Origin of the sequence: Aureispira sp. CCB-QB1 (assembly GCF_000724545.1) — a bacterium.
Taxonomy (GTDB): domain Bacteria; phylum Bacteroidota; class Bacteroidia; order Chitinophagales; family Saprospiraceae; genus Aureispira.
The window spans coordinates 259,824-286,642 of record NZ_JHBV01000039.1 but is presented as its reverse complement, the minus strand read 5'-3'; the positions used below and the strand labels follow the sequence as shown (position 1 = coordinate 286,642).

General features: G+C 35.4%; 21 protein-coding genes. 10 read left to right on the top strand and 11 right to left on the bottom strand.

Translation table 11 applies throughout. From position 1 onward, the window contains the following. Nucleotides 1-23 precede the first annotated feature (23 nt). The 4 genes from CG11_RS20425 to CG11_RS20410 all read right to left on the bottom strand — a co-directional run bounded on the left by CG11_RS20425 (nt 24) and on the right by CG11_RS20410 (nt 2,889). Nucleotides 24-533, bottom strand: coding sequence for a hypothetical protein (locus tag CG11_RS20425; RefSeq protein ID WP_052598700.1), 510 nt, complete (start codon nt 531-533; stop codon nt 24-26). Nucleotides 534-634: 101 nt separating this feature from the next. Next, nucleotides 635-886, bottom strand: coding sequence for a hypothetical protein (locus tag CG11_RS20420; RefSeq protein ID WP_052598698.1), 252 nt, complete (start codon nt 884-886; stop codon nt 635-637). A 74-nt stretch (nt 887-960) separates the two neighbouring features. Continuing rightward, nucleotides 961-1,542 (bottom strand): sigma-70 family RNA polymerase sigma factor, encoded by a 582-nt coding sequence (locus tag CG11_RS20415; protein WP_052598695.1) that lies wholly within the window; start codon nt 1,540-1,542, stop codon nt 961-963. A gap of 339 nt (nt 1,543-1,881) precedes the next feature. Continuing rightward, nucleotides 1,882-2,889, bottom strand: coding sequence for a succinylglutamate desuccinylase/aspartoacylase family protein (locus CG11_RS20410; protein ID WP_052598693.1), 1,008 nt, complete (start codon nt 2,887-2,889; stop codon nt 1,882-1,884). A 779-nt stretch (nt 2,890-3,668) separates the two neighbouring features. Here CG11_RS20410 and CG11_RS20405 point away from each other — a divergent pair. From CG11_RS20405 to CG11_RS20395, 3 genes are all read left to right on the top strand, one after another. After that, nucleotides 3,669-5,408, top strand: a complete 1,740-nt coding sequence (locus CG11_RS20405) for a leucine-rich repeat domain-containing protein (protein ID WP_052598691.1) — start codon at nt 3,669-3,671, stop codon at nt 5,406-5,408. 150 nt (nt 5,409-5,558) lie between these two features. Continuing rightward, nucleotides 5,559-6,605 (top strand): tetratricopeptide repeat protein, encoded by a 1,047-nt coding sequence (locus tag CG11_RS20400; RefSeq protein ID WP_052598689.1) that lies wholly within the window; start codon nt 5,559-5,561, stop codon nt 6,603-6,605. A 206-nt stretch (nt 6,606-6,811) separates the two neighbouring features. Beyond that, entirely contained in the window at nt 6,812-7,735 is a 924-nt protein-coding gene (locus tag CG11_RS20395) for an alpha/beta fold hydrolase (protein WP_197043893.1), read from the top strand. Nucleotides 7,736-7,798: 63 nt separating this feature from the next. Here CG11_RS20395 and CG11_RS20390 read toward each other — a convergent pair whose 3' ends face one another. From CG11_RS20390 to CG11_RS20380, 3 genes are all read right to left on the bottom strand, one after another. Then, a complete protein-coding gene (locus tag CG11_RS20390; protein WP_052598687.1) occupies nt 7,799-8,155 on the bottom strand; it encodes a hypothetical protein in 357 nt (118 codons plus the stop codon). Between the two features lie 55 nt (nt 8,156-8,210). Next, nucleotides 8,211-8,825, bottom strand: a complete 615-nt coding sequence (locus tag CG11_RS20385; RefSeq protein WP_052598686.1) for a hypothetical protein — start codon at nt 8,823-8,825, stop codon at nt 8,211-8,213. 170 nt (nt 8,826-8,995) lie between these two features. After that, nucleotides 8,996-12,109, bottom strand: a complete 3,114-nt coding sequence (locus tag CG11_RS20380) for a glycosyl hydrolase (protein WP_052598685.1) — start codon at nt 12,107-12,109, stop codon at nt 8,996-8,998. A 239-nt stretch (nt 12,110-12,348) separates the two neighbouring features. On the opposite strand from CG11_RS20380, the gene CG11_RS20375 reads away from it, so the two are divergent. Further along, nucleotides 12,349-14,142 (top strand): sialate O-acetylesterase, encoded by a 1,794-nt coding sequence (locus CG11_RS20375; protein WP_052598684.1) that lies wholly within the window; start codon nt 12,349-12,351, stop codon nt 14,140-14,142. Nucleotides 14,143-14,215: 73 nt separating this feature from the next. Further along, nucleotides 14,216-15,238 (top strand): DNA polymerase III subunit delta, encoded by a 1,023-nt coding sequence (gene holA, locus CG11_RS20370; protein WP_052598683.1) that lies wholly within the window; start codon nt 14,216-14,218, stop codon nt 15,236-15,238. 114 nt (nt 15,239-15,352) lie between these two features. Here the strand turns inward: holA and CG11_RS20365 are convergent, their stop codons facing one another. From CG11_RS20365 to CG11_RS20355, 3 genes are all read right to left on the bottom strand, one after another. After that, a complete protein-coding gene (locus CG11_RS20365; protein WP_052598682.1) occupies nt 15,353-16,873 on the bottom strand; it encodes a bifunctional ADP-dependent NAD(P)H-hydrate dehydratase/NAD(P)H-hydrate epimerase in 1,521 nt (506 codons plus the stop codon). 272 nt (nt 16,874-17,145) lie between these two features. Further along, nucleotides 17,146-17,808: a hypothetical protein gene (locus tag CG11_RS20360; protein ID WP_052598681.1), complete on the bottom strand. Its 663-nt coding sequence runs from the start codon at nt 17,806-17,808 to the stop codon at nt 17,146-17,148. A 338-nt stretch (nt 17,809-18,146) separates the two neighbouring features. Then, entirely contained in the window at nt 18,147-19,979 is a 1,833-nt protein-coding gene (locus CG11_RS20355) for a UbiD family decarboxylase (protein ID WP_052598680.1), read from the bottom strand. Between the two features lie 452 nt (nt 19,980-20,431). Here CG11_RS20355 and CG11_RS20350 point away from each other — a divergent pair, with 452 nt between their 5' ends. The 5 genes from CG11_RS20350 (at nt 20,432) to CG11_RS20330 (ending at nt 26,162) form a co-directional block, all read left to right on the top strand. Next, nucleotides 20,432-21,976 (top strand): WD40 repeat domain-containing protein, encoded by a 1,545-nt coding sequence (locus tag CG11_RS20350; protein WP_052598679.1) that lies wholly within the window; start codon nt 20,432-20,434, stop codon nt 21,974-21,976. A 237-nt stretch (nt 21,977-22,213) separates the two neighbouring features. Further along, nucleotides 22,214-22,981, top strand: coding sequence for an alpha/beta fold hydrolase (locus CG11_RS20345; protein WP_052598678.1), 768 nt, complete (start codon nt 22,214-22,216; stop codon nt 22,979-22,981). 120 nt (nt 22,982-23,101) lie between these two features. Then, complete coding sequence (locus tag CG11_RS20340; RefSeq protein ID WP_052598677.1) at nt 23,102-23,755, top strand: hypothetical protein; 654 nt, start codon at nt 23,102-23,104, stop codon at nt 23,753-23,755. A 151-nt stretch (nt 23,756-23,906) separates the two neighbouring features. After that, nucleotides 23,907-25,031, top strand: coding sequence for an OmpA family protein (locus CG11_RS20335; RefSeq protein WP_081909612.1), 1,125 nt, complete (start codon nt 23,907-23,909; stop codon nt 25,029-25,031). Nucleotides 25,032-25,142: 111 nt separating this feature from the next. Beyond that, the gene (locus CG11_RS20330) at nt 25,143-26,162 is read left to right on the top strand and encodes an OmpA family protein (protein WP_052598676.1); all 1,020 of its coding nucleotides are present in this window, start codon (nt 25,143-25,145) and stop codon (nt 26,160-26,162) included. A 64-nt stretch (nt 26,163-26,226) separates the two neighbouring features. Here the strand turns inward: CG11_RS20330 and CG11_RS20325 are convergent, their stop codons facing one another. Then, nucleotides 26,227-26,796, bottom strand: a complete 570-nt coding sequence (locus CG11_RS20325) for a hypothetical protein (protein ID WP_052598675.1) — start codon at nt 26,794-26,796, stop codon at nt 26,227-26,229. Nucleotides 26,797-26,819: the final 23 nt, after the last annotated feature.

Sequence of the window (26,819 nt, the reverse complement as noted above, 5' to 3'; positions counted from 1 at the left end):
ACTTTCTATTTAACCAAACTTATTTATTTTATAAAACTGTAATCTGTTGTTGCTTTCTCATGACAAAGGTTACAAGCGCCATTCATCAAGTTAGCACCACGCTGTTTTGCACCTGAAGCATCTGTTGCAATGGTACCATCTGCATTCAATATAAACCATTCCCAGTCGTTGTGAGATGAATTGAAACTATTGCCTCTTTTAACCATACCTACGTATGCTTCTACCGAACCAGAAGTGTTGTACACGTGTTTAGCAATCGCTGTTCCTACTGGGTACGTTCCATTAACTGGACCTTGAGCATCTTTGTAATAAATTTTACGAGTAACAGTACTGTCATTACCTTCATGTGCAGCTCCTAAGGTAGGATCTGGACCTGATTTTGTAGCAGCCAATTGCCAGCTTGCGAAGCCAGAAAAAGTAGCATCATCTGCAATAAATTCAGAAGGTTCAGTTGTTTTTTCTTGACAAGATTGAGTAGTGTATGCAATAAAAAGTAAAGCCGTTGCTGCAAAAAATAATTTAGTAATTTTCATTTTTCTTAATAATTGTGATGGATAAAAATGGTAGTACTTACAGAGTAGTAATACTACATGAACTGTCTTTTATTTATATAGTCGTAAAAATGACAGAATCCTTACATATCCATTTGCTTTTTTTTCATTTTTTTTATCATTTCTTTTTTAAAATCCTCTGAAAGCCCCATTTGTTCTACATTTGAGGCTTTTTTATTTTTTATCCAAAATGATAATAATTGGCTTTGTTTTTTGTAAGCGGCGCAAGCTTTGCACATCATTAAGTGCATTTTTAGTCGTATTTTGGTCAAAATAGAAAGGTTTTCCGTTGCTTCCTTTTCTATTAATTGAGTGGCTTTTTTACAAGTATACATAATGAAGTTAGTATCGATTAAAAAGGGAATTTGCCCCCTTAAATTCTAGATTTTTATAGAACATCTGCGTATAGCTAAGCTTGAAACCAATACTTGTTGATACAAGCACGCAATCGAAGCTTTGTTCGGTGAATTATTTGCCAGAGATTGGTATTGCTGATTCCCAAATCTTGACAGATAAGATCTGTATTTTCGCTTTCCATAATCTTTAGGCGTACAACTGTTCGATAGTGTTCTGGCAATTTCGTCAAGCAAGCATCCAAGACAGCATTAAATTCTTGGTCTGTGATTAAATTTTCTGTATTGGTCCAAGAAATATCTCTTGCTTCTTTGCGCCACATTCCCATTCCTATAAAATGAGCATTCTCATCCATCTCCTCCTCACTATATCCATGCGTAGCTTGTTTGCTTTCTCGTTCTAGTTTTCGATAATGATCAACAATTTTGTTTCTAAGAATAGAGAACAACCACGATTTTTGGTTTTGAATTTCTCCAGCTTGCTTTGTGCTCTGCAAAGCACCTAAAAAAGCCTCTTGTACTAAATCTTCTGCAACATGCCGATCCCCTGTTTTGGAGTAAGCATACCGATAAAGGGCATCACTATGCGTATTGACCCAATGAGCCACATCAATTTTCTGAGAAATAGATTCTTTCATTTTATTTTTTTTACATGAAAGCTACTAGGGGGCATTGTAGCTGCTTATTGTCTTGGTTTAGGTATTTGAGTAAGTGTCCTATTTCCCTCTAAGTTAATGTAAACTAAGAATTAATAAAACTTACGAACCATAAAAAATAGTTCACGACCACACAGTAGCAACACAATCAAGTACTAATTCAAGATAGCGCACACTATTTATAATTCAATTAAGTAAGAGGTCAGAAAAAGAAGAACAAAAACGATTACTTAACCTTCAAAAGGTAAACCTTTTAGAGCAATACCTAGAAATAGGTGCAAATTCTGTCGTTAACAAAACCTATATCTCATAAATGCTCTATTAAGAAAGATTAGAAGCCACAGGGTTAGAATTTTGTTCTTCTTTCGAGCGAGCCGTTATTTCTTGAATAACAAAAAAACCATCGCTCCCTTGTTGTTGGTACAACGGCATCAAAATCAGACCATCATAAGGAGAACATACAGGTCCATTTTTATCGTATGCCAAAATTTCTCCCTTTTCAATAGGGTCAAAGTTGCTATAAACCTTGCTGTCAATCATTTTAAAGTTATCATCTGGTTTTATTTGATGCACATACATCAACTTAGCTTCTAATGGAAGCCCCTTGGACCGTTCTTCTAACAGTTGATCGTGTTTATTTTCTATATCTTTTGCATAAAAACCTCCTATCGATTTAAAACACTGGATAATTGCAGAGACAGCATGCTTATAAGAATCTTCACTTTGATGCTGCCCTGCCTCAAAGCAAACAGCATTCATATCTACTTCAAAATTTTCTTGTGAAAAATAATGTAAGGTAGTACCTTTTAAGCCATCCAAAAATCCGTGCAATACGGGCGCATGCATATTTAAACCAATTCTTCTCGCTTCTGGATTTTGTGAAGGAATTGTAAAGATTCCTCCATGTGCAGTCGTTGTATGCAAATCTAAAACAACAACTCTAGGAGGTTGGCACAAATCAATATAAGCATCAATTAATTCTAAATTCTCTTTGATCTCTTGATCTTCAGCATCTAAATCTGCTATATTTTCTATTTGACGAATGCGATTAATCTCTTGTGGCAACCAACTCCTATTCAAATCCTTCTCTATATATCGTACATTTGCTGCCGCTGCTTTCATATTTCCCAACAAAGCAACGATTCTACCACAAAACTCAAACTTAGGATTTTTAATATATTCTGCATCAATTGCTTTAAACAACTCCTGAACCGCCTTATATCCAGCAGGTTCATTTCCATGAATTTGAGCAAAAACAATCATTAAAGGTCCTGGCTTACCGCCGATGCGTTCCCCTATTATTCTATTCTTATTAACAACTTTATTCATAAAATTTCGTATTTTTAGGCTACGTCCTATTGAAGTAAAGCTTTTGTGTTTGTCTTCACCAACACCGCCATAACAAACTAATAATCAACAACACTACCACAATCCACCCTAAACTATTGATTATTAACCAAGCTGATCGAAATAGCAACACAACTAACTACTAAAACATCAACTATAAAAGCTTATTCATACTCCAACCCACTCTTTGATAATTCATTAAGTACACATATACAAACAAAAGTTAAAGAAATTCGCAACTAGTATTGTTACAAATCGTTACAAATTTACGTTATTGTATGTGTAATGTCGCTAAGTCTAGAATGTACTAAATTTATTATAATGGTCGTAAAAGCAAAGATACGATTAGAACTTGAATTTTCCTAGAAGCTGTTCTTAATTTAAACCAAACAGAAACAGAGTAGAAACCTTTTATACCTACTAAAAATTTGGGAAAGGTATTTTTATATAGTAGTTAGCTATGCTGCTACTTCGTGGTCGTTGAAACCACGCAGTAGCAGCGCAGCTAACTATTGTTTATAAGAATTGCTTCAAAATAATATTTCCCATAAAAGTCCTAATTCAACAGTTGACCTTTTTCGTAGCTATTCCATTAAAGTTAGTAATAACCACAGCCAATAATTGAATCATCATAAAGCCTTGTATTTTTCTCTAACAAATTGTTACATTATGTAGTATATAAAAATTTGCAACAATGGTTCTCAGGGATTTTGTCTAATATCAATTAATAATGCCCAAGAGACTTCCAAGTGATTTTATTTATGAAAATAATAACAACACTATTTTTTCTATTTTTATATCCACTATTCATAGCGGCACAATCGGCTACTCCTAACTGCAAGGAGTTATTAGAAAACGCCAACTACTACCTGTTGCAAGGAGAATACAAACAAGCACTAGCACATTATCAAGCTGTACAAGTCTGCGACCCTACATTTTCTGGCAGTATTCACAAAAAGATCCATGCTTTATTTGAATTGTTGTATGAACATCGACAAAAAGGCAATTACCCCTTAGGCAATTCTAACTTGGTATTAGATTATCAAAATGGAAAATATGGCTATCTAAATGCACAAGGAAAGGTTGTATTTCCCTATGAATACAACACAGCACTCCCCTTTTCACCGTCAACGGCACACGCTGTTGTACAAAAAGGCAAGCATCAGTATTGGCTAGATAGTTTAGGACAACTTTTTCTTTTGGCAAAATCCGTCCAAGATCTCACCCTTAAAACAGAAGTTTTAGACTTGAGTCATCAAGGTTTAGAAACATTTCCAAGTTCTATCCTTCGTTTTCCAAAACTTAAATTTCTACTATTGTCTAAAAATAATCTATCCGAAATACCAGAATCAATTGATCGACTTCATCAATTACAGTTTTTGGATTTGGAGGGAAACAAACTTAGAGCACTTCCCAATTCTATTGGCAATTTGGAACAGTTGAGTTACCTCAATTTATCAAGAAATAAAATTATGGAACTGCCCTATTCTTTTGGCAATTTGAACCAACTTCGTGTTTTGGAGCTTTCTTCAAATAACTTAATTCAATTACCTGAATTTTTTGGCAATTTATCCCATCTAGAGCGGTTGTCATTCCAATGGAATAAGCTTCAGATGCTCCCCTCCTCTTTTGGTGAATTATCTAGTTTGGAATATCTAGATTTGAGAGGTTCTGAACTGGTCTCTTTGCCTGAGTCATTTGGAGAATTATCCAACCTACAAACACTACAATTAGATTGGAATGAAATTGATTATATTCCTAAAAATATCGAAAACATAACCAAGCTTGAATATTTAGACCTGAGTTTCAAAAACTTAGAAGAGTTGCCTTATTGGATTGGTTATTTTATACATTTGAAGCACCTAACACTTAGCAACAATCTGTTGAGTACAATCCCCGAAGAAATTGGGCTACTAACAGAGCTTCAACACTTGGATTTAAGTGCCAACCAGTTGCAATTGTTGCCACAAAATATTATTCATTTAAAACAATTGCAATATCTAGACATTAGCAACAATGAATTATCAACCTTGCCATTATTTTTTGAAAATTTAACCATTTTACAAGAATTAAAAATTGGCTTTAATTCCTTTTCATCACTACCAGAGTCTGTTGGCAAACTAACTAAGTTAACATTATTAGATTTACGACTCAATAATTTAACCCAACTCCCTAACTCTTTCGAGCAATTAGAAAACTTAAGACAATTGCACTTGGAAAACAACCGCCTAAAAAGTATTCCAAAGGCACTCGGAAAGTTAAAAAAACTCCTTTATTTGGATCTTGGTTATAATAATCTAGAAACCATCCCTGAATCTATTGGGAAATTAATTTACCTCAACCACCTCAACTTAGAGGGGAACCAACTTTCCAAACTTCCTCCATCTATTTTAGATTTGGTGGCATTGCGAAAATTACGTTTACTCAACAACGCCATCCCTTTAGAAAAACGAGCATTTATCGAAGCTCGCCTACCTCATTGTGCTGTTGCTTGGGAATAGCAAGAATTATTCTTCTTTTTGTCCTAAACATGTTAATTTACACGGTATTCAACAATAAATACTTGTATTTTTTTATATTACCTATTTTACAAATATCCATTCCTAACATTATCACGTGTTAATTTTACTTACAACCTAAAAACTAAAACCATGTTCTTAAAAAAAATGCTATTCTTCGCTCTGTGCTTATCTTATAGTGGTCTAATAGCTCAAGATTTGCACACTCCTAAAGAAATTTTTGAAATTTTAGACAAATCCACTCTAAGCTATACTATCAATCGACTTGAGGAGCCTATTCCACTCAAAGAGCAAATGTACAATTTGAATACGAGTGATTTTTATCGCGAAGAAAAAGAAGGACAATTATTGACTAAGGCCGTTCAACTCTCTGAGGAAGCTGCCGTACTCAAAGAACAAGCGGAAGCAGCTTTTAGAGAAAAGAAATATGCCAAAGCAAGAAAAATTTACCAAGAGATAAAACAAGACTACCCAGAGTATTCTAAGTTGACAACTTATATCGGGCAAACTTATTATCTAGAAGGTGATGTACAAAAATCTATTCGCCTCTACAAACAAGCTATCCAACAAAATCCTATTGATTATATTGGTCATTGGTTCTTGGCTAGATCCTATGCCTCCATCAAAGACTTTGACAAAGCGCTCGAAGCATATACCACAGCACATATTTTGAATCGAAACCACCAAATGATTACAGTGGAACTCCAAGATATCATGAGTTTATTTAAGAAAAATTATGAAGACTGGACCTTTAATCCTCAATATAAATTGGTCTCTACAGATTCTCAAAAAGTTGAAGTTTATTACGACTTAGATTGGATGTCTTACGCATTGACCAAGGCAGCCTGGGCATACGAACCAGGTTATCGAGCTTCAATGGGCGTCTCTCCTGATGAGGAATTTTCGATCTTAGAAGAAAAAGAAGCTTTAGCAAGTTTTTATATTCTAAATATTGATAATAAAAAAATTAACAAACAACCATTCTTTAAAGCATTAGATAAGGCATTTAAAAATCAACAACTTGATGAGTTTATTATCTATGAAATATTTTTGGTAAACCTTCCATTTATTGCTTATCAATTACCCGATGAAATGATGCAAATGATTAGCAACTACATCTTGGAAACTCGTTCGCCTGCTGGCAAAGGAAAACGCAAGAAAAAAAAGCGTCGTCAATAAGCACATCTAAGATTTATAATTCAAGCAAGCTATGACGGTTATAAATAGTTCGTTTAAACTATGTTCTAAACCACTACAATTGAGGCAAGCAAAATAAAATTGAAATGAGGAAACTCAAAATTATTGGTTTCATCCTATTAATGGGAATGCTGGTTTTCGGAATTATATTTTTAATACCGGTTGAATATGATGTAAAACCTTTCAAAATGCGAAAGGGAACTCAATATTGGCAATTAGAAAAAGGGGTAAAAATTGGATATACCAAAGTAGAAGCAAATACTTCTGAAAAGAAAGAACCAATCATTTATCTACACGGTGGACCGGGTGGTAAAATTACCAACAGAATCATTGAAGTATTGACGCCATTGAGGACGCAAGGTCATGATTTATACTTTTACGACCAAATAGGAAGCGCTCATTCCACAAGATTAGAGAACATTGCACAATACTCGGTAAAAAGACACAGAGAGGATTTAAGAGAAATCGTTCGTCTAATTGGCGCCGATAAAGTCACTTTAATTGGTCACTCGTGGGGTGCTTGTTTGGCTATTAATTATTTACAAGAGTACCCAGAAACCGTAAACAAAATTGTTCTTACTGGTCCAGGTCCCATACTTCCTATCAATCGATCCATAGCTAATGAAGTACCGCCAGATCACTTAAATTTAAAAGAACCTGAATTTTCTAACAAAGAAGGCAATGAAAAAATATATACTTGGCGAAGTAGAACAATCTTTCGGTGGGCTTATTTATTCAACTCAAAGTTGGTAACGGATAACGAAGTTGATAACTTTTTTACCTGTCTCAATAAAGAATTAAATAAATCGACTAACTGTCATATTGAAAATCAGGAAGCATACGAAAGTGGTGGAGGATACTATAGCCATATCATGACTGTAAAGAGTTTTAATCAGGTCGAAAATAAAAGAAATAAATTAAAAAAGTTGCATACAGCTATATTGATTTTGAGAGGGCAATGTGACAATCAAAAATGGGGTTATACCAAAGAATACACAGAGCTTTTCAGCAATACTCAACTGAAAATTATAGAAGGAGCTGGTCATGATATTCTCAACAAAAAGGAGAAGGTATATTATAGTTTGGTTCGTGACTTTTTAGAAGAAAAATGAATCCTTTTCACGGATGAGATGTTTTCAGCAAAAATTCTCCTAAATATTTAATCTATGATTTTGCTAAATTTCCTCCCACTCCCCCAACTGAGGGTCAAATTTAGCAAAATCCCCTGTATCTGTAAATTCAGAAGCTGTCATGCCTATCTCAAAAATTCCATCTTCTGAAAAGCCAGACGAAAAGGACAGTTGAGATTTTGTCAAAATAGCAACAATTCCATATTGTCCTCCTTTGAAATTGAACTCAATTGAATCAGCTGTTTCTTTTTCAATCTGGAACTGGTATCTAAGCAATCTCTCTTTTAAAGATATAAATTGCTCTGCTGTAAAATTCAACACCAAATTTTCATTTTCTAAAAATTCAAATCCTGTGTTTTGTTCTTTAACTTCTTTTCTAAAAAGGTATACATGATAACTCATTGGATTACTTTTTTGGTAAAAAATACTGTGATAGCTATTTATTAACTCTATTCTATCAATCCTCCACAACGGGAAATTCTAATTCTTTGACTGTTGCTGTATGACGCCCTACCGTCAACAAAAAAGTTGCAGTATCTGCTGTTTGGTTCTTTGCACTAGAGACAATTTTGATATGCACATTCAAATCCTCTCGTATTTCTTTCATACGTTGAATTATTGCCTCAATTTCTTCTCTAGTATCAGAACGTACAGTTCCACGAATAGCATCTTCATCAATATCTTTGTATAATACGCCTGTATTATTCATGACAATATATTCAGGAGTAGTTACATTAATAGACACCGCCTCTTTTACCTTTTGACCTTCTACCAAAAGTGGAATATCCATATTGGGCACCGATAGAATATAAGAAGTCTCCATTTTTTTTCCTTGCAAAGCATACCGCCCTGCTTTTACGAGTTCTCTTAGTATCACTTCGGGCAAATCAACCTCAACAGTAATGTCTATTCGCACTCCCCCTTCATCCCATGCCTGATGCTCTAACAAATGGTTGGGTACTTTGATATTTACATTGGGGCACTTTTGGGGATTTAGGGTTTTCACGACCTTTGTTTGAGCGTTGATCGCTGTTATCATTCCTAGTAATAATAATGTTATGACATTTTTCATAGTTATAATAGTTAGTTGTATAGTATCATTACTTCGTGGTATTTCGTGAGTATTGTGCAGTTGATTACCAATAGAGTACCTCTATCAATTATAGTATAATAGATGAGTTATTCACCAAGTTGAATCTATGTTTTTACAACACCTCTACTCCTAAAGTATTGAGATACCTTCTACTCTTCTTCAATCCAAATCACATCTACCATACGCTCTCTGAATAAGGTATTAAATTGTTTGATATCTTCTTCCTTTATTTTTTTAAACAACTGTATTTGAGCATCAATCTTAGCAAATAATTCCTCTTTGACAGCTATCGCTTGCGCTGTTGGAGGATAATCGCCGTAGGACAATGCATTTAAATGTCCCAGTTTGTTGTTTAGACGAATTGGGAAATTAAGAGGATCTTGAGGGCTTTGGTTTTTAGTCTGATACAATGTTTTTTCGATTTGAGTCATCGTCGAGTCAATAGACTTTGACAAGTCGATCAAATCGCTGAACGTACTATCTACCTTCAATCGTTGACTAAGATTGTTCAATTGTTGGCGTATTGCTCGAATATCTAAGATAGTTTGATGCGTTTCTGTCAATTTATCTCGAATAGATTCTACAAAATCAAATTGCTCTTGCAAATCCTCCAAAGTAGCCTTAGAATTAGGATCATTAACAATTTTAAAAGGTACTGCTTGCGCCACACTATCAACAACTAAAATTGCTTTGTAATTGCCTGGCAATGCTCTTGGTCCTGCCATTGATGCCCAAAAATTAATCATCCCAGGAAATGTTTTGGCTGGTTTATAATTCATATTCCAAGTCCAAATACCAGCTCCTTTTGTTAATTTGATTTGGTCTTGTTTGTCCTTTGCATCTTTACTAAAGCGACGGCAAGTATCTCCTTGCTCATTGACAATATACAACTCTGTCGAAACAGAATCTGGCTCTAGATTTAAATAATAATGTAGCGCAACACCGTTGGTATGATTGACACCTTGTCCTTTGGCATTCCAATTTTGCCCACCTTCCATTCTATAAATAGTAGAAGGTTTATAAAGATGAAAATCCTTTTCTTTCAACTCATTTTTGGCTTGTTGTAAGATATTGATATCGTCCAAAATCCATATTGATCGCCCTTGTGTTGCGACAATTAAATCGTTGTTCTTAATTGTCATATCTGTAATTGGAACAATTGGCAAATTCAATTGCAAAGAATGCCAATTTTGACCATTATTATAAGATATGTACACCCCACTTTCTGTTCCTGCATAAAGCAATCCTTCTTGGTTGGGATCAGCGCGTATCACTCTGGTAAAATGTTCTTTAGAAATTCCTTTGGTAATCTCTATCCAATCAGCACCATAATTTTTCGTATAATACAAATAAGGCTTAAAATCTCCCATTTTATAACGAGTTCCAGCCACATACAAACCACCATCATTAAATGGGTCTGCTTCAATACTATTGATCTGCATCCATTTAGGCATTTTTTTTGGAGTTACATTGTCCCAATTCTTTCCCCCATCTTGCGAAATATGAATTAAGCCATCATCAGATCCCGTCCACAACAAATCTTTCACTCTAGGAGATTCGCAAGCCGCAAAAATAGTACAGTAATACTCCACAGAAGTATTGTCTTGTGTGATAGGTCCACCCGAAGAAACCTGCTTAGAAGAATCATTCGTTGTCAAATCAGGGCTAATCGTTGTCCAAGATTGTCCCTCATTATAAGTAACATGCAAGTGATTGGAAGCCGTATAAAGTTTTTTGGGATCGTGTGGACTAAAAAACAATGGAAAATTCCATTGAAAACGATATTTCATTGCTTCTGCACCATGTCCCATAGGATTATCTGGCCAAACATTAATGGCTCTTGATTGATCGTTTCTATGATTTTTTCGCTGCAAATAGCCATCATAACAACCACCATATACAATCTCTGGATCCAAAGGATCAACGGCAATATGCCCACACTCGCAACCTGCGGTACTTTCCCAATCTTTTTCTGTGATTCCCCACCCTTTGGTACGATGTGGAATGCGAATGGTGCTATTATCTTGTTGTGCAGCATAAATTCGATATGGAAAATGATTGTCTGTCGTCACTCGATAAAACTGAGCCGTGGGTTGGTTGTGGTAGGTTGACCATGTAGCTCCCCTATCGTAAGTAACTTGAGCACCACCATCGTCACCTATAATCATACGTTCGGGATCTTGAGGATCAATCCACAAATCATGGTGATCGACATGACCAGCACTAAACTGTTTAAACGTTTTTCCACCATCTTCGGAACGATGGTAACGCACATTCAAGACATAAACTACGTTTTCATCCTTAGGATCAGCTTGAATAACACTATAGTACCAAGCTCTTTGTCTTAGTTTTCTACTGTCATTAACTTTTTTCCACGTTTCTCCTGCATTATCAGAACGGAATAGCCCCCCTGTTTTAGATTCTATAATTGCCCAAACACGGTCTGGGTTTGCAGGAGAAACTGTAATGCCAATAATGCCCAGCGTATCTGTTGGTAGTCCTTTACTCTTAGTAATATCATTCCATGTTTCACCACCATCTGTACTTTTCCAAATACCACACCCTTGCCCTCCACTAGACAAACTATACGGTGTACGACTAATGCGCCAAGTTGTTGCATATAAAATCCTTGGGTTGGTAGGGTCAATGACCAAATCTACAGCACCTACTTCATTATTAACAAACAAAACTTTTTGCCAACTATCGCCTCCATCTGTACTTTTAAAAATACCACGCTCTGCATTGGGCTTAAACAGGTTTCCCATTGAGGCAGCATAAACAATGTCGTGGTTCGTTGGATGTACTCGAACTCGAGCAATATGACGCGATTTTTTCAAGCCCTTGGATACCCACGTCTTACCAGCATCCTCACTTTTCCATATTCCATAGCCCATTGATACATTGCCTCGAACCGTTCGTTCTCCACCACCTACATAAATAACATTGTTATCTGACTTACTGACTTCTATTGCCCCTATTGAACCACCAAAAAAGCCATCTGAGATATTACTCCAACTTCTTCCCCCATCTTTTGTTTTCCACACGCCTCCTCCAGCGGCACCAAAATAAAACAAATTTCGTTTCCCTTCTACACCTGTCACAGCACAAGAACGACCTCCTCTAAAAGGTCCTATATTGCGCCATTGAAGCGTGTCATACAAAGTAGAATCTACTTTGCTTGGAAATGATTGTTGGGCTTGTATTCTGTTAAAATTGTAAGTTGTTAGTAGCAAAATAGTACCAACAAACGTTAGATAGTGCATAGTATACGTTCTTATTTTGTAAGCTTCTTATTTAAGAATATTTGATAGTTTGGCAGTTGAATTGATCTATTAACTTTTCTCCTAAAATACAAGCTACTATCTTTAGACCATTATATTCTAATCCGAACAGCCTGCTTCTCTCCAAGTTATACAGAAGCAAAATAGCATAGTTTTATTAAAATATTTATTTTTGAAGCTCTAAATGTATCTAAACTAGTGTGTAAAATAAATTATCATCAATGCCATTCTTAAAAATTGTTTATTGTATTATTATTTTTTCTAGCACCTTTCACACGCTTATTGGTCAAGTCTTGTATTTCAAGGATCATAATGGCATTCGATTGTATCCTCAATCGCATCAATTGTATCCAAGAAATGAAAAAAATCAAGCAATGGTTATTCTCAAAGGTACTGTTACCAACTATTCCATAGACCAGGTAGAGTTGATTGTTCGCAAACGTTTTTTAGATGGTAGTTTTAAAGACTCCATATATAGTCAAAATACAACAGATACCTTCCATTTTGCCCCCATCATTGAAGCGGGCATGTACCTCTACTCTTTCCAACTACGCCTTAAACGAAGTCAAATCGTTTTTCGGCAAGAACAACTTGCCCAAAATGTGGTCTGTGGAGATGCTTATATCATTAGCGGTCAATCTAATGGCATGGGAATCATGGTTGGCTTGCCCCAAGCAGGAATTGAGCAAGATAGCTTGTACCAAACTTATCCTAGAGATTCCAGTCACATTTTTAGCAAATCTTTTGGCAATATGCCTGAATATTATGGCATTAATGGTCATTTAACCAATTATAATCCTAATAACAATCACTGGCAACCTGCAAAAGCCTCAGGCTCTTTGACAGGATTTGTTGGTTTGTGGGGGCTAAAGCTCCAATATTTATTACAAGAAAAATATCAAATGCCGACTTGTTTTATCAATGGCTCTTATGGAGGTTCTTACATCAGTCAGCACCAACTTTATTATAGTCAAAACAATGATCCTTACGATCTGCACACACTCTTTGGTTCGTTAAATTACAGAATCCAACAAGCAAATCTTAAAGGAAAAATCAAAGGCGTTATTTGGTATCAAGGAGAGAGCGAAAACTCTTATAACAAAGCTGCCACCTATGCTGATAGCCTGAATTTTCTGATTGATCATTGGGAAAAATACTGGGGCAACTTCTCCAAAGTATATGTTATCCAAATTCATACGGGATGCAACCACCATGGGTATGGTCAAATTGTTCGAGAACAACAACGAAGCATCCAACGTCCTTCTCATAGCTTTTCAGAAATTATTCCCATTACAGCATGTGGTATTGGAGAACGTTCTTCTCCACTTTACGACCCTTATTCAGAATGCCATTTTTCAAAAGAAGCTTACAATACATTAGCAGAGCGTTTGTTCCAAGTTATTGGACGTGATTTTTATTCTAATAACAATTGTATTACTTCTCCTAATATTATGCGTGCTTATTACGCTTATGAAGAACTCATTCTAGAATTTGATCAAGACATTGCCACCTTGCCTGATGGGATTGAGCAACAATTTGAATTTTATAAAAATAACCAACTAATTCCTTTTATTGATATTTCTAATGTTTATTCTCAAAAAAACAAAATTCACCTAACAATTGACTATCAAAATGTTGATGCGTTAAGCTATTTACTAGTGGATGATCCTATTTATAATAACCAAATGATATGGTTAAAAAACACAATGGGCTATGCTGCTTTTTCTTTCCACCAATTCCCTGTAGAGTCGCTTCCTTGCACAGAGAGTGTTCTACTAGTTCAGCCTAATATAATCCACCAACAAGCTACCCTAAGCATACATCTAAAAGCTTGTTCAACCAATAATAAACTCCGTATTTATTCTGTACAGGGGCAACTAGTTTGGGAGCAAGACTTACCATCTGTCAATATAAAAACCACTCCAGATTTATCTAATTTGCCTCAAGGTGTTTATTTTCTACAAGTAGAAAGTGATGGTCATTTTTTGCCAACTCAAAAAATAGTTAAGTCCTAAAAACTTCGGTTTGGTTCCAAAAAAATGTACCTTTAGGAGTTCTATTCATACAATCATCAACCTAGCATTATAAATGGCTAAAGCAAAATCGCTCTCTTATAAGCAAGTCCTTAATTCTCTCAAAAAAAAGGAATATTTCCCCATATATTTATTGCATGGAGAAGAGAGCTTTTATATTGATGAATTAACCAAACATATTGAAGAGAATGTCTTAGATGATACGGCTAAAGCTTTTAATCAAACCGTTTTGTATGGTAAAGAGATTGACTATAAAACGGTTCTAGATAGTGCCCGTCGTTATCCTGTCATGTCTGAAAAGCAAGTGGTTATTATCAAAGAAGCCCAAGAGTTAAAAACAATAGATAAATTAGAAAGCTATTTTCAAAATCCTTTGGATAGTACGATTTTAGTTTTGGCACACAAATACAAAAAACTAGATAAACGAAAGAAATACGCCAAAGCACTGACGGGCTCCAACAAAGTTTGTGTATTTGAGTCTACTCGACTCTATGATAATCAAGTGCCCAATTGGATTAACAATTACCTAAAAGATAAAAACATTGCCATCAAACCAGCCGCCACCAATTTATTGGCAGAATATCTCGGCACCGATTTGTCAAAAATCTCAAATGAACTGAATAAATTAACCATCAACTTGCCAGAAGGAACAGCCATTGACAAGCATATTATTCAGCGAAACATTGGTATTAGTAAAGATTTTAATGTTTTTGAATTACAACAGGCTCTAGGAAAACGAGATCGTTTTAAAAGCTTTTTAATTGTCAAGTACTTTATTGCTAATCCCAAAAATCATCCTTTGCCTATGATTACGGCAACTTTATACAACTTCTTTAGCAAAGTTTATATTTGTCAATCTCTTTTGCGAGCTTCTGATGGGGAAATTGCTAGTGCCATTGGTGCCAATAAGTTTTTTGTCAAAGACTATAAAATTGCAGCAAAGTCTTACAATCGCTCCCAAATAGAAGCCATCATAACTACTTTAAAAGAATATGACTTGCGCTCAAAAGGGGTTAATAATGTCAGTATTCCTCACGGAGAATTGCTGCGAGAAATGATTGTAAAGATTTTGGGCTAGTCGGATAAACTGTATAATTATTATAAATAACACTCATAAGCCCAACAAAGTGAGCTTATGAATCATAGAAATTAACGTTATAAGTTCTCCATAAAAAATAATGGAATAGCCTCGTTACAACGCTCTCAAATTTAAAAATGCTTTTCCTAAATAATTGACCAAATCGCCTGCGGTCAAACTTTCCTCACTTTCTATTTCTGCGGCAATATCACCTGCTAATCCATGAATATACACACCTAGTATACAAGCTTCTAAAGGATTGTATTCTTGTGCCAACAACCCTGCCAGTATGCCCGTCAATACATCTCCACTCCCAGCAGTTCCCATACCAGGGTTTCCTGTAGAATTAAAATAACAATCGCCTTCAGGAGTTGCAATACACGTATTGGCACCTTTCAAAATAATATAAACCCCAAATTCTTGTGCTTTTTGGCGCTGTAACTCATTGCGTTCAAAGTTATCATAGGCCTTGCCAAACATTCGTTCAAACTCCTTGGGATGTGGCGTTAGGATACTATTCTTAGGAATGTATTCAAACCAATCTGGGCTTTGCCCTAATATATTCAGCGCATCAGCGTCCAAAACAGTTGGGCTATTCATATGCTTAAGCATATAACACAAGGCATTTCTAGTTCTATTTTTAGTGCTCAAGCCACAACCAATCGCAATGGTAGAATACTTGGGCAAATCGTATACTTTGGTAAAAATAAAACGATCTTCATCCAAACTCACCATCGCCTCAGGTACAGCTGTTTGCATCACTTCATAACCGCAGATAGGTACGTGTACGGTTACCAATCCAACTCCTGCTCGAAGACAAGCCCGTGTCGCTAGAATAGCAGCCCCCATTTTACCGTATGATCCCATGATCAACAAAGCATGCCCAAATACCCCTTTGTGAGCAAATTTGTCCCGTTTTTTATATATTTTCTTAACAATATCAGAAGTTATATAATAAAATGGAGAATCCGCAGCATCAATGTAACGTTGATCTAAACCAATAGGTTTGCAAACAAAATCACCCACACAATGAAAATTCTCAGGAAACAAAAACGCCAACTTTGGAAATTCAAACGCAAAGGTATAATCTGCTTCGATGCATGCTCCCGTAGTTGGTGCATCGGTAAATACCCCTGTTGGAATATCCACAGCAACAACGGTATTTTTGCACTCATTCAGAAAGTGCAAGATCTCAGCCAACTCCCCTTCTATTGGACGACTCAATCCAGAGCCTAAAATAGCATCAATCAAAATTTCTTCTTCACCAAAAACAGGCATATCCTCTACAGAGGTAATTTCTTTTATAATTAACTTATTGAGTCCTTGTAATTGTTGAACACGTTCTAGGTTGGTTTTAAAATCCTCTGTAACTTTATCTGTTAGGTTTAGTATAAAGATAGCGATATCATAACCTCTTTCTTCTAATAACCGAGCAATAGCCAAGCCATCTCCTCCATTATTGCCTTTACCGCAAATTACGCTGACCATTTCAAATTTTTCTTTCGGAAATTGTTCTTCAAACCACTCTACGAAAGTTCTACTGGCTCTTTCCATTAAGTCAATGGACAAAATAGGTTCGTGCTCTATTGTATAGGCATCTGCTTCTCGTGTTTGTGTTGTGGATAGTATTTTCATAATCTTAGAATGGGAATATTTTAATACAAGATCTATAGCTATCTTAGACTTTTATTATGTGTGAATATTGTGTACTTATTGGAATGGTTGGATTGATATGGTTGTTTGTAAAAAACTGCTCCGCTCCGTAAAAAATCGTTTTTTAATGGGTTATCAACAATTGAAATTTTATTACATTTTATATACAAATAGGCATCAACTGCGCACATTCATGAAGTAGCCGCACAGCTAACAAGGATTGCTAAAGAACCGAATACATTGGCACCATGCCATCATTTTTGCTGACTACTATCTCGCTCGGTCTTATTTCGGTACAGTTCATTGCCAAAAGAGTAAAAAAACTTGTCTCGAAGTTGCAAATATACAGGTTTTTCGTCATCAAATAAAGTCAAACTTATGGTATATAAAATGGATTCTATAATAATACATTGTAGATAAATGCGAACGTCTTCAGCCACAATTGTTGCACGAACTCCTTCATAGATATTTTGACTATAAAATAAATCTTGAGCTTCTACAACACCATCAATCCCTTCTGCCAAATCATCTACAATAGCCGTATAATATTCTTCTCTATACTGCTTATTTTCTTGAAAAGAGGGTTCTTCCAATAAATCTGTCAAATTACAACTCAAGCGGTACTTACTTCTTTTAAGTTTGTAGTCAATCCTTCGGCTACTTTTTCGTTCTTTCCTCGTTGGTTCTTTTGGAAAAGCAATATAATAACCATTGTCCAACAAAGGCATTTTAATCCAATTCTCTGGTATTTTGCCTTCTGTCAAGCGCAGGGTATCTTCCAAATCAATTTCGCCTTTTGTAAACTCATCTTCTATGATAACTTCACCATCTTCATCAACCTCCTGATGTGCCAAATTACTATTACAACAATATAGGAAACCCGCTAAACATATTAAAATTAAAGTAACCTTTTTCATATTTTCTACTCCTAATCTTGTTTTGAAAATAGCTCTAATATTCTCCTTCTTAATAAGTACTTATTGCTAAATCCTATGATTAGCATAAGGTTATTAAAAATAAGCTAGAAATCATTAATGCTTTCTTTCATCAAACTGCAAATTACTACAAAAGCAGGCATTTTCTAAGTTCTTAGAAAGATAAATACTTTGCATCTAAAAATACAACTCCCTTCCAACAACTTATCCTAAAAGAGTCGGGAGTTATTAACAAAATATTAATATTATTGAACAACAAGTTGCAAAAACAAATTGCAATATTTTTCAGACTGAGTAAAATAAAACTAAAAATAAGTGATTTAGATTTTATTATACAGCTCCCCTCCTTTAGAGAACAGTTTATCCACTTTCAATTTTACCTTTTCATCAACAATCAAAGGTGGAGCATGATGTGGTTTGATTCTAGCATCAATAATCAAGGCACCTCTACATCCCCAATGTTTATGCTCTATAAAACTATGCACACCATGAATATCGTGCGAAGGATTGGAACGAGTAAAAGTCACCCAAAGAAAATTATTCAAGGTTTGTGTAACAAAATCGCTATCATCCACTACCAAAACCATAGGAACGTGTTGCCAATCATAACGCTCCAAATACTGTTCTAATTGGTGGATGGCTTTCTGCCCAGATTCATGATCGGTATAAGGCATTGCTTGGATCGCCAAAATTCCTTTTTGTACAAATTTAGGCTTAGAAAACCCATCAGGTAAATCAAAATTTTCGGGCAATTCTGCTTTTAACAAACGCTTTTTGTCTCCACAACAAGCCACCACCACTTTGGATCCTGCATTCCAACCATCGCCAGAATAATCTAAGGTATCAATCGTCGTTTTAGTTTGAAAATGCAAATCTCTAGTCCAATCAACTCGCTCCAACACATGATTAAAATAATGCTCAATATTATGCGTATCTAATTTAGGGTCATCGCTATGGTCGGCAATGAACAAATATTTAGCTAACGTTGTCTGCCCCTTTCCCAACAAGTGATTGGCAATTGTCAGCAACTCCTCTGGTCGACGTTCACGAAAAGGCATATACCGTTCGCTGCCAATGGCTAACAACAACGGATGTACGCCAGCAGCATCTACAGCATTAACATCTTTTAAGCCTGGAAATTCTTGCGGTGCTAGTTCTTTGACCAACTCATGTATCAAATATCCAAAACTAGAATCTTCCGCAGGTGGTCTCCCTACTACCGTAAAATGCCAAATAGCATCCTTTCGATGGTACACCTTATCCACCTCCATAACAGGAAAATCATGTTTTAAACTATAATACCCCAAGTGATCTCCAAAAGGTCCTTCTGGCATTTTTTTATTTTTCACAACAGTCCCCGTAATACAAAAATCAGCATCCGCTGATAGGGTATATCCATTTTGTTGAAAATACCGAAAACGACGCCCATTCAACAAACCTGCAAACGTCAATTCTGACAAATTCTCAGGTAATGGCATAATTGCAGAAAAAGCATTAGACGGAGGACCTCCTACAAAAATTGAAACTTTAAAAGGTTCATCTGAATTATTATATGCCTTGTGATGCACCCCAATACCACGATGCAATTGATAATGCAATCCAATTTCTTTGTCCATTTGATAATCATTTCCTGACAACTGAATTCGATACATTCCCAAATTGGATTTCATAATATCCTTTGACTGAGGTCCCATAGAAAAAACTTGTGGAAGCGTCACAAAAGCACCGCCATCCATCCCCCAAGATTTTACTTGTGGCAATTGACTAATCTTTGTTTCACCAAACAAAATTGGTTTGCTAAAACGTGCTTTTTGAGGCAAGCCTGTCAACGCTGTAAACGGCGCTCTCCAATACCTGCTTGGCTTTTTAAGCAATTGAATAGGATCAATTTTTAATTCGATGACTTTTTGAACATTTTCCATCGTATGTCGAAATAAGAAACGAGTCCGTTCTTTTGTTCCGTATAGATTAGATAGAGCAGGAAAAGGGCTTCCTTTTACATTTTCATAAAAAATAGCGGGTCCTTTTGCATCAAATACTCGGCGATGAATTTCTGCCATTTCTAAATTTGGATCCACCTCAGATTTAATCCTTAGTAATTTACCATTTTTTTCCAAATCTCTTACGCAATCCTTTAAACTTTTATAGCTCATTTTTGTTATTTTTATCTATTTAGACTGTTCTTAAAAAATAGTCTATTTTGAGACAGATTTTGGTGTTGTGAAGGGCTAATATAGCACATATAAATCTTAAACAGTCGGAAAGTATTTCTGTTTGTTGAATCAGATAAAATTTTTAGTTCAAACGAAGCTTTTTTCTTATTTTTACTTTAATACAAGACAGCTTAAACCTGACGTTCCATATGCTCAAGCAATTGCATTGGAACCAATTTTGTATTAAATATCATTCTTAGAGCATGTTTAAATTCTATTTTCAAACTACAAATGCTTGATTTCGCCCCTATTGATTGTTTTTTTGAATCTTGATAGTACTGAAAAAAGAGCTTTTTTAGGCACTAAAACCAGCTCATTTTTGCCAAAACTATTGCTTTTGAAGAACATAAATTTTAAACATATTCTTACAATAACGTTATTGAAATTCAACAATGTTTAATCTTCAACATATAAGAACCTGTTGGTTAATTTTTGCCATCAGCTGCTATTTTTGTACAACGACAACAAGTCAAATAGGACTAGCACTTATTCCTATTCAAAGCAAAGAATCTTTTCCTATGGGAACAGAAAAATTTCAATGGGCTTGTTTGGCTAATTTTGAATTGTCTGATCCATCGAACCAAAGTAAAATTATTTATGTCGATACAGATCAAAAGGGTGGAATATATACCGTCGATAACAGTGGTTATCTATATCATTTCTCTGCTAGCGATTTTTCGGAAAAATGGAAAGTTAAATTAAGTTATAGTTATATTCTAGACATGGCAGCTAGTCCTGATGGAAGAACGATTGCTATTTGTTATAATTACATTAAAACAGGCAGCAAAAAATTAGAAATTAGAGATACCAAAGATGGTCGAGTTCTATTAAGAATTAAGCGGGTGCCAGATTGTTATGAGGCTTCTTATTTTATGGATGTCATGGAAAATACAACGCTCTACCCTTCTAGTGTTGTTTACTCTCCCGATGGAACACAATTGGCTATCTGGTTCAAAAATCATGGTTTTGATGAAAATCAATGCAAAGCAAGTCTCGAAGAACAACTAATTATCATTGACCCTGTCACTGGAACTATCAAAGCTTCTAAAAGAGCAATTCCCGATGATTTTGAGTGGACAAAGTGTGATCAAAAACATCATTTTGCCTTTAGCCCTGACGGTCAATATATCTATATTAGCAACTGCAAAGCTCAAATTGCTCAGTACAAAACTAGTACCTTTCAGTTGGTTCGAGTGGCTGATTTTGGTGAAAGGATTAATGTAATTCTTACGCAAAAATTAGATGACAAAGGTTCTAAACGATCAAATTTTCCGTTGCACGAATTAGCCGTACAACAAAATGGAGATCTCATTACTAGTATTGGACGTAATGGTCGAATTTTTAGAATTGAATCCAACTTAAATTCCATTCATTATATTACTCAAAATCAAGGAAGCAGCAACGGACATTTTTCTTTTAGCCCTGATTGGTCTATGGTCATGTTTAATTCAAATCATATTAACCTATGGGACTTAGATAGTCAAAGTCCTATTGTGCAGGCTGAAACTCCAAATGCTTTTGATGCGCACACAACTCGATTTCATCCTACCAAAAAGGCTCTTATCGTTGGCACTAAAAGAACTCTAAAAATCATTGCGCCATGTCCTATCAGCCGTGTTTATATTGATAACGAATTCACATCAACTGGTCACTATGTATTTGCAGAAACAGGCTTTAGTGTACGAGGTGAAGGGAACATTTATTGGGCTTATGATGATAAAATCATTCCTCAAAAAAACGCTAGAGAAAATGAGATTAGTACAGAAATTTTAGGTTACAGTGCTTTATCCAACACCATACATAACTTACCAGAATCTCACGAATTGCGCTTAAAAACTGACCAACCAGGAATCTATACTATTTTTGGAGGTTCGTCTCAAAAAATGACCAAACAAGAAGTCTTAAATAGTTTGCCCAATTGGGACAAGACTCCTTAAATAACACAAGGATATATAAAATATAGTGAATTTATCCAAGATGCGCATTTTTTTGTGGAACTTTAGCCACTCAAAATTGTATTATTAGATAGATGAGCTGCACCTTGTTTTTCTGTGTTTTTGTTATACCCTTTTATGAATAATTGATAAATGTAGTTGCCCAATTGAGTGGCATCCTATCACTTATTGGCAGAACAATTGCAGTTCTTTGACAATCAATCTTATTAAACTATTAACATGCAACTGAATTATAAAGTATTTGGAGAAGGAGACCCTGTTTTGATTTTACACGGTATGTTTGGCACCTTAGACAACTGGCAAACGATTGCAAAAAAATTAGCAGAACATTTTATGGTTTTTATTATTGATCTTAGAAATCATGGACGCTCTCCTCACTCTGATGAGTTTGATTACACGATTATGGCTAATGACATTCGTGAATTTATGGAAAACAACTGGATCTATGAAGCTCATGTAGTTGGGCACTCCATGGGAGGAAAAGTCGCCATGCAATTAGCATCTGAAGAACCAGATTTGATTCAAAAATTAGCCGTTGTAGATATTGCTCCCAAGACTTATAAAGGAAATCATCAAACAATTTTTGAAGCCTTATTTTCCTTGGATCTAAAAGAGTTGGAATCTAGAAAACAAGCCGATCAATTGCTTCAAGAAAAAATTGATTCTTATAGTGTTCGACAGTTTATTCTAAAAAATCTTAGCATCAATAAAGAAACGCAACATTATGAATGGAAAATGAATTTACCTGTTATTCATGGTGCATATCAGCATATTTTGGATAAAGGAAATTTGTCAGCTCCTTTTGAACACCCTACTCTTTTCATTAAAGGTGCCCAATCCAATTATATTTTACCAGAAGAATTTGAGACGTATAAAACGTATTTTCCCAATGCTGTTTTAAAAACAATTGAAAAAGCAGGCCACTGGGTTCATGCCGAACAACCTAAACTCTTTTTAGAAGTTTTAACTGATTTTTTGTTAAATTAGATACCAAGGTTGCATTCCACTCAACTACACAGAACTAAACCCAAGCCGCAACCCTTCATTAACTCATACGCTTGCACATTGCTAATAGTTAGCTATTTAAGCTAAAACCTATATCAAATTATGATAAAGAAGTCTTGCACTATATTTTTTATACTATTCCTAATAATAGGAATATCAGATCATCTATTCGCACAATTTGGCAGAAGCAGAACTTCTAAAGTTATTGTTCCAAAAGTAGAATATGTTGAAGACAACTTATCCAAGACCAAACCATCTTCGTCTGTTTCACCTACCATTATCCTTGAAAATGACAATGAAGACATGTTTGAGGATTATCAAGGTAAAGCAACCATTGATGAAACTCCTCAGTACAAATCTTCTAAACCGAACTATGTGCTTGAAAAAATAGTTTATACAGAAACAGAAATAATTTTTTCTTTAGCGATTTATTTTGAGCCTCAATCCTATTCCAATGCTATTTTTTATCCTAGAAATCATGCCGATCATTGGTTTTTAAAAAATACACTCACAGGGCGGCGACAATCTTTTAAATCGGTTCGCAGGATAAAAAAAGATGGTCAGCTAGAAGCTCTAGAATTAAAAGATTATCCATTGAGTATAAAAACCAACAGTAATCAACAAACTGTTTTTACTTGTAGAGTCCATTTTGACCGTCCAGCCGCTACTTGGGGTAAAGAAGTGCATTTGATTGAAGGTAGAGGCAAAGCCAATAACAAGAACCATTTTAACTTTTTTAACATTAAACTGAAGTAAAAGTCACTCGTACAGCTTCTATTGGTTGACAAAAATCATTAGTCCATACGACAAACAATAATATTGGCAAAAATATTGTTTCTTATATAACAGTTACTTAATGCTCTTGGTCTTATAAACTGTTCTAATCCCAAACAACAATTGACAATAAATGAAAGCAATATCAATTCATATTACTTTAATAATAATCTTCTTATTATCTATAAGTAATCTATCGGCACAAAGAACGTATACGGATTTTAAGCCGCAGTACAGAAAATGGCAGGATAGTTATATCTTAGATAAAATTGAGTATACCAAAAGTCGAACGATTTTCTATTTTCGTTTTGTCTGTAAAAGCGGCAAATATACCAATGCCATCTTTTATCCGCCAGGAGGAGAACACCCTTGGTATCTAAAAGGTAGAAATGTCAAGAAAAATTTCGATATTAAGGAAATTCGAAATGTTCGCCGAAATGGTGTGCTCATGAAGTCCAAAGTACGCAACTCTGCTTATAGTATTCCTGCACTCGATGGTCGTGGATACACGGTTTTTAGCTGTGAAGTACACTTTGATCGCTTACCTAATGATTTAACGACTGCCGATTTGATTGAAGGAAAAGGTCAAGAATACAATAAAAATCACTTCAATTGCTTCAATGTTACCCTAAAAACTTGGGATGACGACCTTGGAAAAGAATCGGATAGCGATAAAAAAGTTTCTGACTTTGAAAAAAAATATGGTGTCGACTCCAAACCTAGAAATGTTAGCCCAACACCCAAACCCAAACCAAAGCCCAAACCAAAGCCTGATCCAAAGCCAGAGCCTACTCCTGATCCCGAACCCGAACCAATCCCTGAACCTGAACCCCAGCCTGAACCCAAACCAGAGCCAAAGCCTAAACCTGAAGAAGATTATTCTATTAGTCGCTTAGGGTCATACAAAGACATTGAATGTGGTAAAATGTTGGTTTTGGATAAAATTAAGTTTCACGACAACAGCACTAAATTTAAGGGAATGGTCGCAGCCAACCGAACGCTTTTTATTCTTTTTAATTACATGAAAGAACATCCAGAATCTACCTTGACGCTTTACGGGCATACAGATGTTTTTGGTCCCAAAGAGCGTAATATGGAATTGTCCAAGCAACGTGTCATAAAAATTCAGCGCTGGCTAACGATGTATGGTATTAAAACACATAGAATTAACTACGAATGGTTTGGTCCCGATCAACCGCTAAAGCCTGAAGGTAGCCCCATTAATAGAAGGGTTGAAATAAAAGTCAATTGTGAGTAAGTAATAAGTAATATTTAGTTCGTCATTTGTTTCTTAACGATTTTGGTCTATGCCTTCGTTTTGTAAATCAATTACATGCATAAGCCTTGCGTATCAAAGAATGCTTAAACTATGAAAAAAACGACCCCAAATATCATACTGTTTCTACTGTTTCTACTGGTAACAGAATTCGCTAGTGCTCAGACAGCACACAACTATACTGACCACAAACCTGTATATAGAAAATGGCTCGACTCTTACATCTTAGACAAAATTGAATACACCCCTAATAGTACTATTTTTTACTTTCGATTCGTCTGTGATAATGCCCGTTCTGGTGGAGCTACTTTTTACCCTCCCGAAGGGGAATCACCGTGGTATCTACGAGGGCGAGATGTAAAAAAAGAATTTGATATCACAGCTGTAAAAAACGTACGTCGAGATGGTGTTTTAATCAAAGAAGATGTTAGCACAGAGGCATTTCATGCTGACCCTCCATCTAAAATAGGGCATAGTATTTTTAGTTGTGAAGTGCATTTTCCTCGCCTTGATGACGACATGAAAGAAGCGGACTTAATCGAAGGTAGAGGGCAAGAATTTAACCGAAGGCATTTTAATTGTTTTAATATAAAATTAAAAACTTGGAATGATGCAGATCTAGGTGATGAAACGGATAGTAAAAGCGTAGTTGAAAACTTTGAGAAGAAGTATGTAGGAAACCCAACAACAACAACCAATACTAACCCTTCCCCAACAGAAAAGGCAGCTACAGCATACAAAAATTTACATAGTTCAGAAGATTTAACTTGTAATCAATTATTGGTACTTGACAATATTAAATTTCACGACAATAGCACTAAGTTCAAAGGAATGATTGCGGCTAATAAAACGCTGAACATTATTTTTAACTATCTCAGAGAACACCCCAAGTCAAGTATTTCGCTCTATGGGCATAGTGATATTTTTGGTTCGGAAGACAGAAATCTAGAACTATCCAAACAGCGTGTTGTCAAAATTCAACGTTGGTTAACCATGTATGGCATCAAACAACATCGAGTTAATTATGAATACTTTGGTTCTACAAAACCTTTGATAAAAGAAGGGAGTATTTTGAATAGAAGAGTAGAAATAAAAATTCATTGTAATGAATAAATACAAAGCGTCCAATTGCATGGCAACTGGACGCTTCTTTATTAAAGAAAAGAACTGGATCATCTCAATTCCCTCCAGTTCCTTCATATTTCTTGCTATCGCTCGACTCCTTAGAATCATTCGTCTTTTTCACTTGACTTATTTTTACCTGACCTTTTTCCTCTTCTTCTTGAACTTGCAGTCCTAACTCCATCAGAATATAAGCAAATTTACAGCCTGTTGCCTCTTTCATGGACGCCACCATCATTTCTGTAAATTCTTCCTCTGTAATGCCATTGTATTGTTCTTCTTTAAAATCAATTTCCCCCATTGCTGCCTCCATATCATCCAAACACATTTGAAAAAGGTCGTCGTTTTCTTCCATAATTGACGCTTGTGCTTCTATCCTAGTCGTCAAATCTGTTGGCAATTTAGCCACATAGTTTTCCATTCCCTCTTCATTCCCTTGCATTTGATACTTGATAATTCGTGCCATTGCCCGTTTTACATCATTGTCAATATCGCTGTAAGTTTCATTAACACAACTACAAAGACCATCAGCTGCCAAATCAGCAAGTTCTTGAACCGTCTGTGCCTTCGATAAACCACATATAAACACGACTAATATACTTGTTAGGAGGATTCTATGTTTCATGATAATTATTTTAATTCTTTTGC

What these genes read in the sequence shown, in the direction of transcription:
- CG11_RS20350 (WP_052598679.1), top strand. Translation starts at nt 20,432, where the DNA reads ATGTTTAATCTTCAACATATAAGAACCTGTTGGTTAATTTTTGCCATC.
- CG11_RS20360 (WP_052598681.1), bottom strand. Translation starts at nt 17,808, where the DNA reads ATGAAAAAGGTTACTTTAATTTTAATATGTTTAGCGGGTTTCCTATAT.
- CG11_RS20395 (WP_197043893.1), top strand. Translation starts at nt 6,812, where the DNA reads ATGCGAAAGGGAACTCAATATTGGCAATTAGAAAAAGGGGTAAAAATT.
- CG11_RS20425 (WP_052598700.1), bottom strand. Translation starts at nt 533, where the DNA reads ATGAAAATTACTAAATTATTTTTTGCAGCAACGGCTTTACTTTTTATT.
- CG11_RS20365 (WP_052598682.1), bottom strand. Translation starts at nt 16,873, where the DNA reads ATGAAAATACTATCCACAACACAAACACGAGAAGCAGATGCCTATACA.
- CG11_RS20375 (WP_052598684.1), top strand. Translation starts at nt 12,349, where the DNA reads ATGCCATTCTTAAAAATTGTTTATTGTATTATTATTTTTTCTAGCACC.
- CG11_RS20415 (WP_052598695.1), bottom strand. Translation starts at nt 1,542, where the DNA reads ATGAAAGAATCTATTTCTCAGAAAATTGATGTGGCTCATTGGGTCAAT.
- CG11_RS20355 (WP_052598680.1), bottom strand. Translation starts at nt 19,979, where the DNA reads ATGAGCTATAAAAGTTTAAAGGATTGCGTAAGAGATTTGGAAAAAAAT.
- CG11_RS20410 (WP_052598693.1), bottom strand. Translation starts at nt 2,889, where the DNA reads ATGAATAAAGTTGTTAATAAGAATAGAATAATAGGGGAACGCATCGGC.
- CG11_RS20335 (WP_081909612.1), top strand. Translation starts at nt 23,907, where the DNA reads ATGAAAGCAATATCAATTCATATTACTTTAATAATAATCTTCTTATTA.
- holA (WP_052598683.1), top strand. Translation starts at nt 14,216, where the DNA reads ATGGCTAAAGCAAAATCGCTCTCTTATAAGCAAGTCCTTAATTCTCTC.
- CG11_RS20420 (WP_052598698.1), bottom strand. Translation starts at nt 886, where the DNA reads ATGTATACTTGTAAAAAAGCCACTCAATTAATAGAAAAGGAAGCAACG.
- CG11_RS20380 (WP_052598685.1), bottom strand. Translation starts at nt 12,109, where the DNA reads ATGCACTATCTAACGTTTGTTGGTACTATTTTGCTACTAACAACTTAC.
- CG11_RS20390 (WP_052598687.1), bottom strand. Translation starts at nt 8,155, where the DNA reads ATGAGTTATCATGTATACCTTTTTAGAAAAGAAGTTAAAGAACAAAAC.
- CG11_RS20400 (WP_052598689.1), top strand. Translation starts at nt 5,559, where the DNA reads ATGTTCTTAAAAAAAATGCTATTCTTCGCTCTGTGCTTATCTTATAGT.
- CG11_RS20340 (WP_052598677.1), top strand. Translation starts at nt 23,102, where the DNA reads ATGATAAAGAAGTCTTGCACTATATTTTTTATACTATTCCTAATAATA.
- CG11_RS20385 (WP_052598686.1), bottom strand. Translation starts at nt 8,825, where the DNA reads ATGAAAAATGTCATAACATTATTATTACTAGGAATGATAACAGCGATC.
- CG11_RS20330 (WP_052598676.1), top strand. Translation starts at nt 25,143, where the DNA reads ATGAAAAAAACGACCCCAAATATCATACTGTTTCTACTGTTTCTACTG.
- CG11_RS20345 (WP_052598678.1), top strand. Translation starts at nt 22,214, where the DNA reads ATGCAACTGAATTATAAAGTATTTGGAGAAGGAGACCCTGTTTTGATT.
- CG11_RS20325 (WP_052598675.1), bottom strand. Translation starts at nt 26,796, where the DNA reads ATGAAACATAGAATCCTCCTAACAAGTATATTAGTCGTGTTTATATGT.
- CG11_RS20405 (WP_052598691.1), top strand. Translation starts at nt 3,669, where the DNA reads ATGAAAATAATAACAACACTATTTTTTCTATTTTTATATCCACTATTC.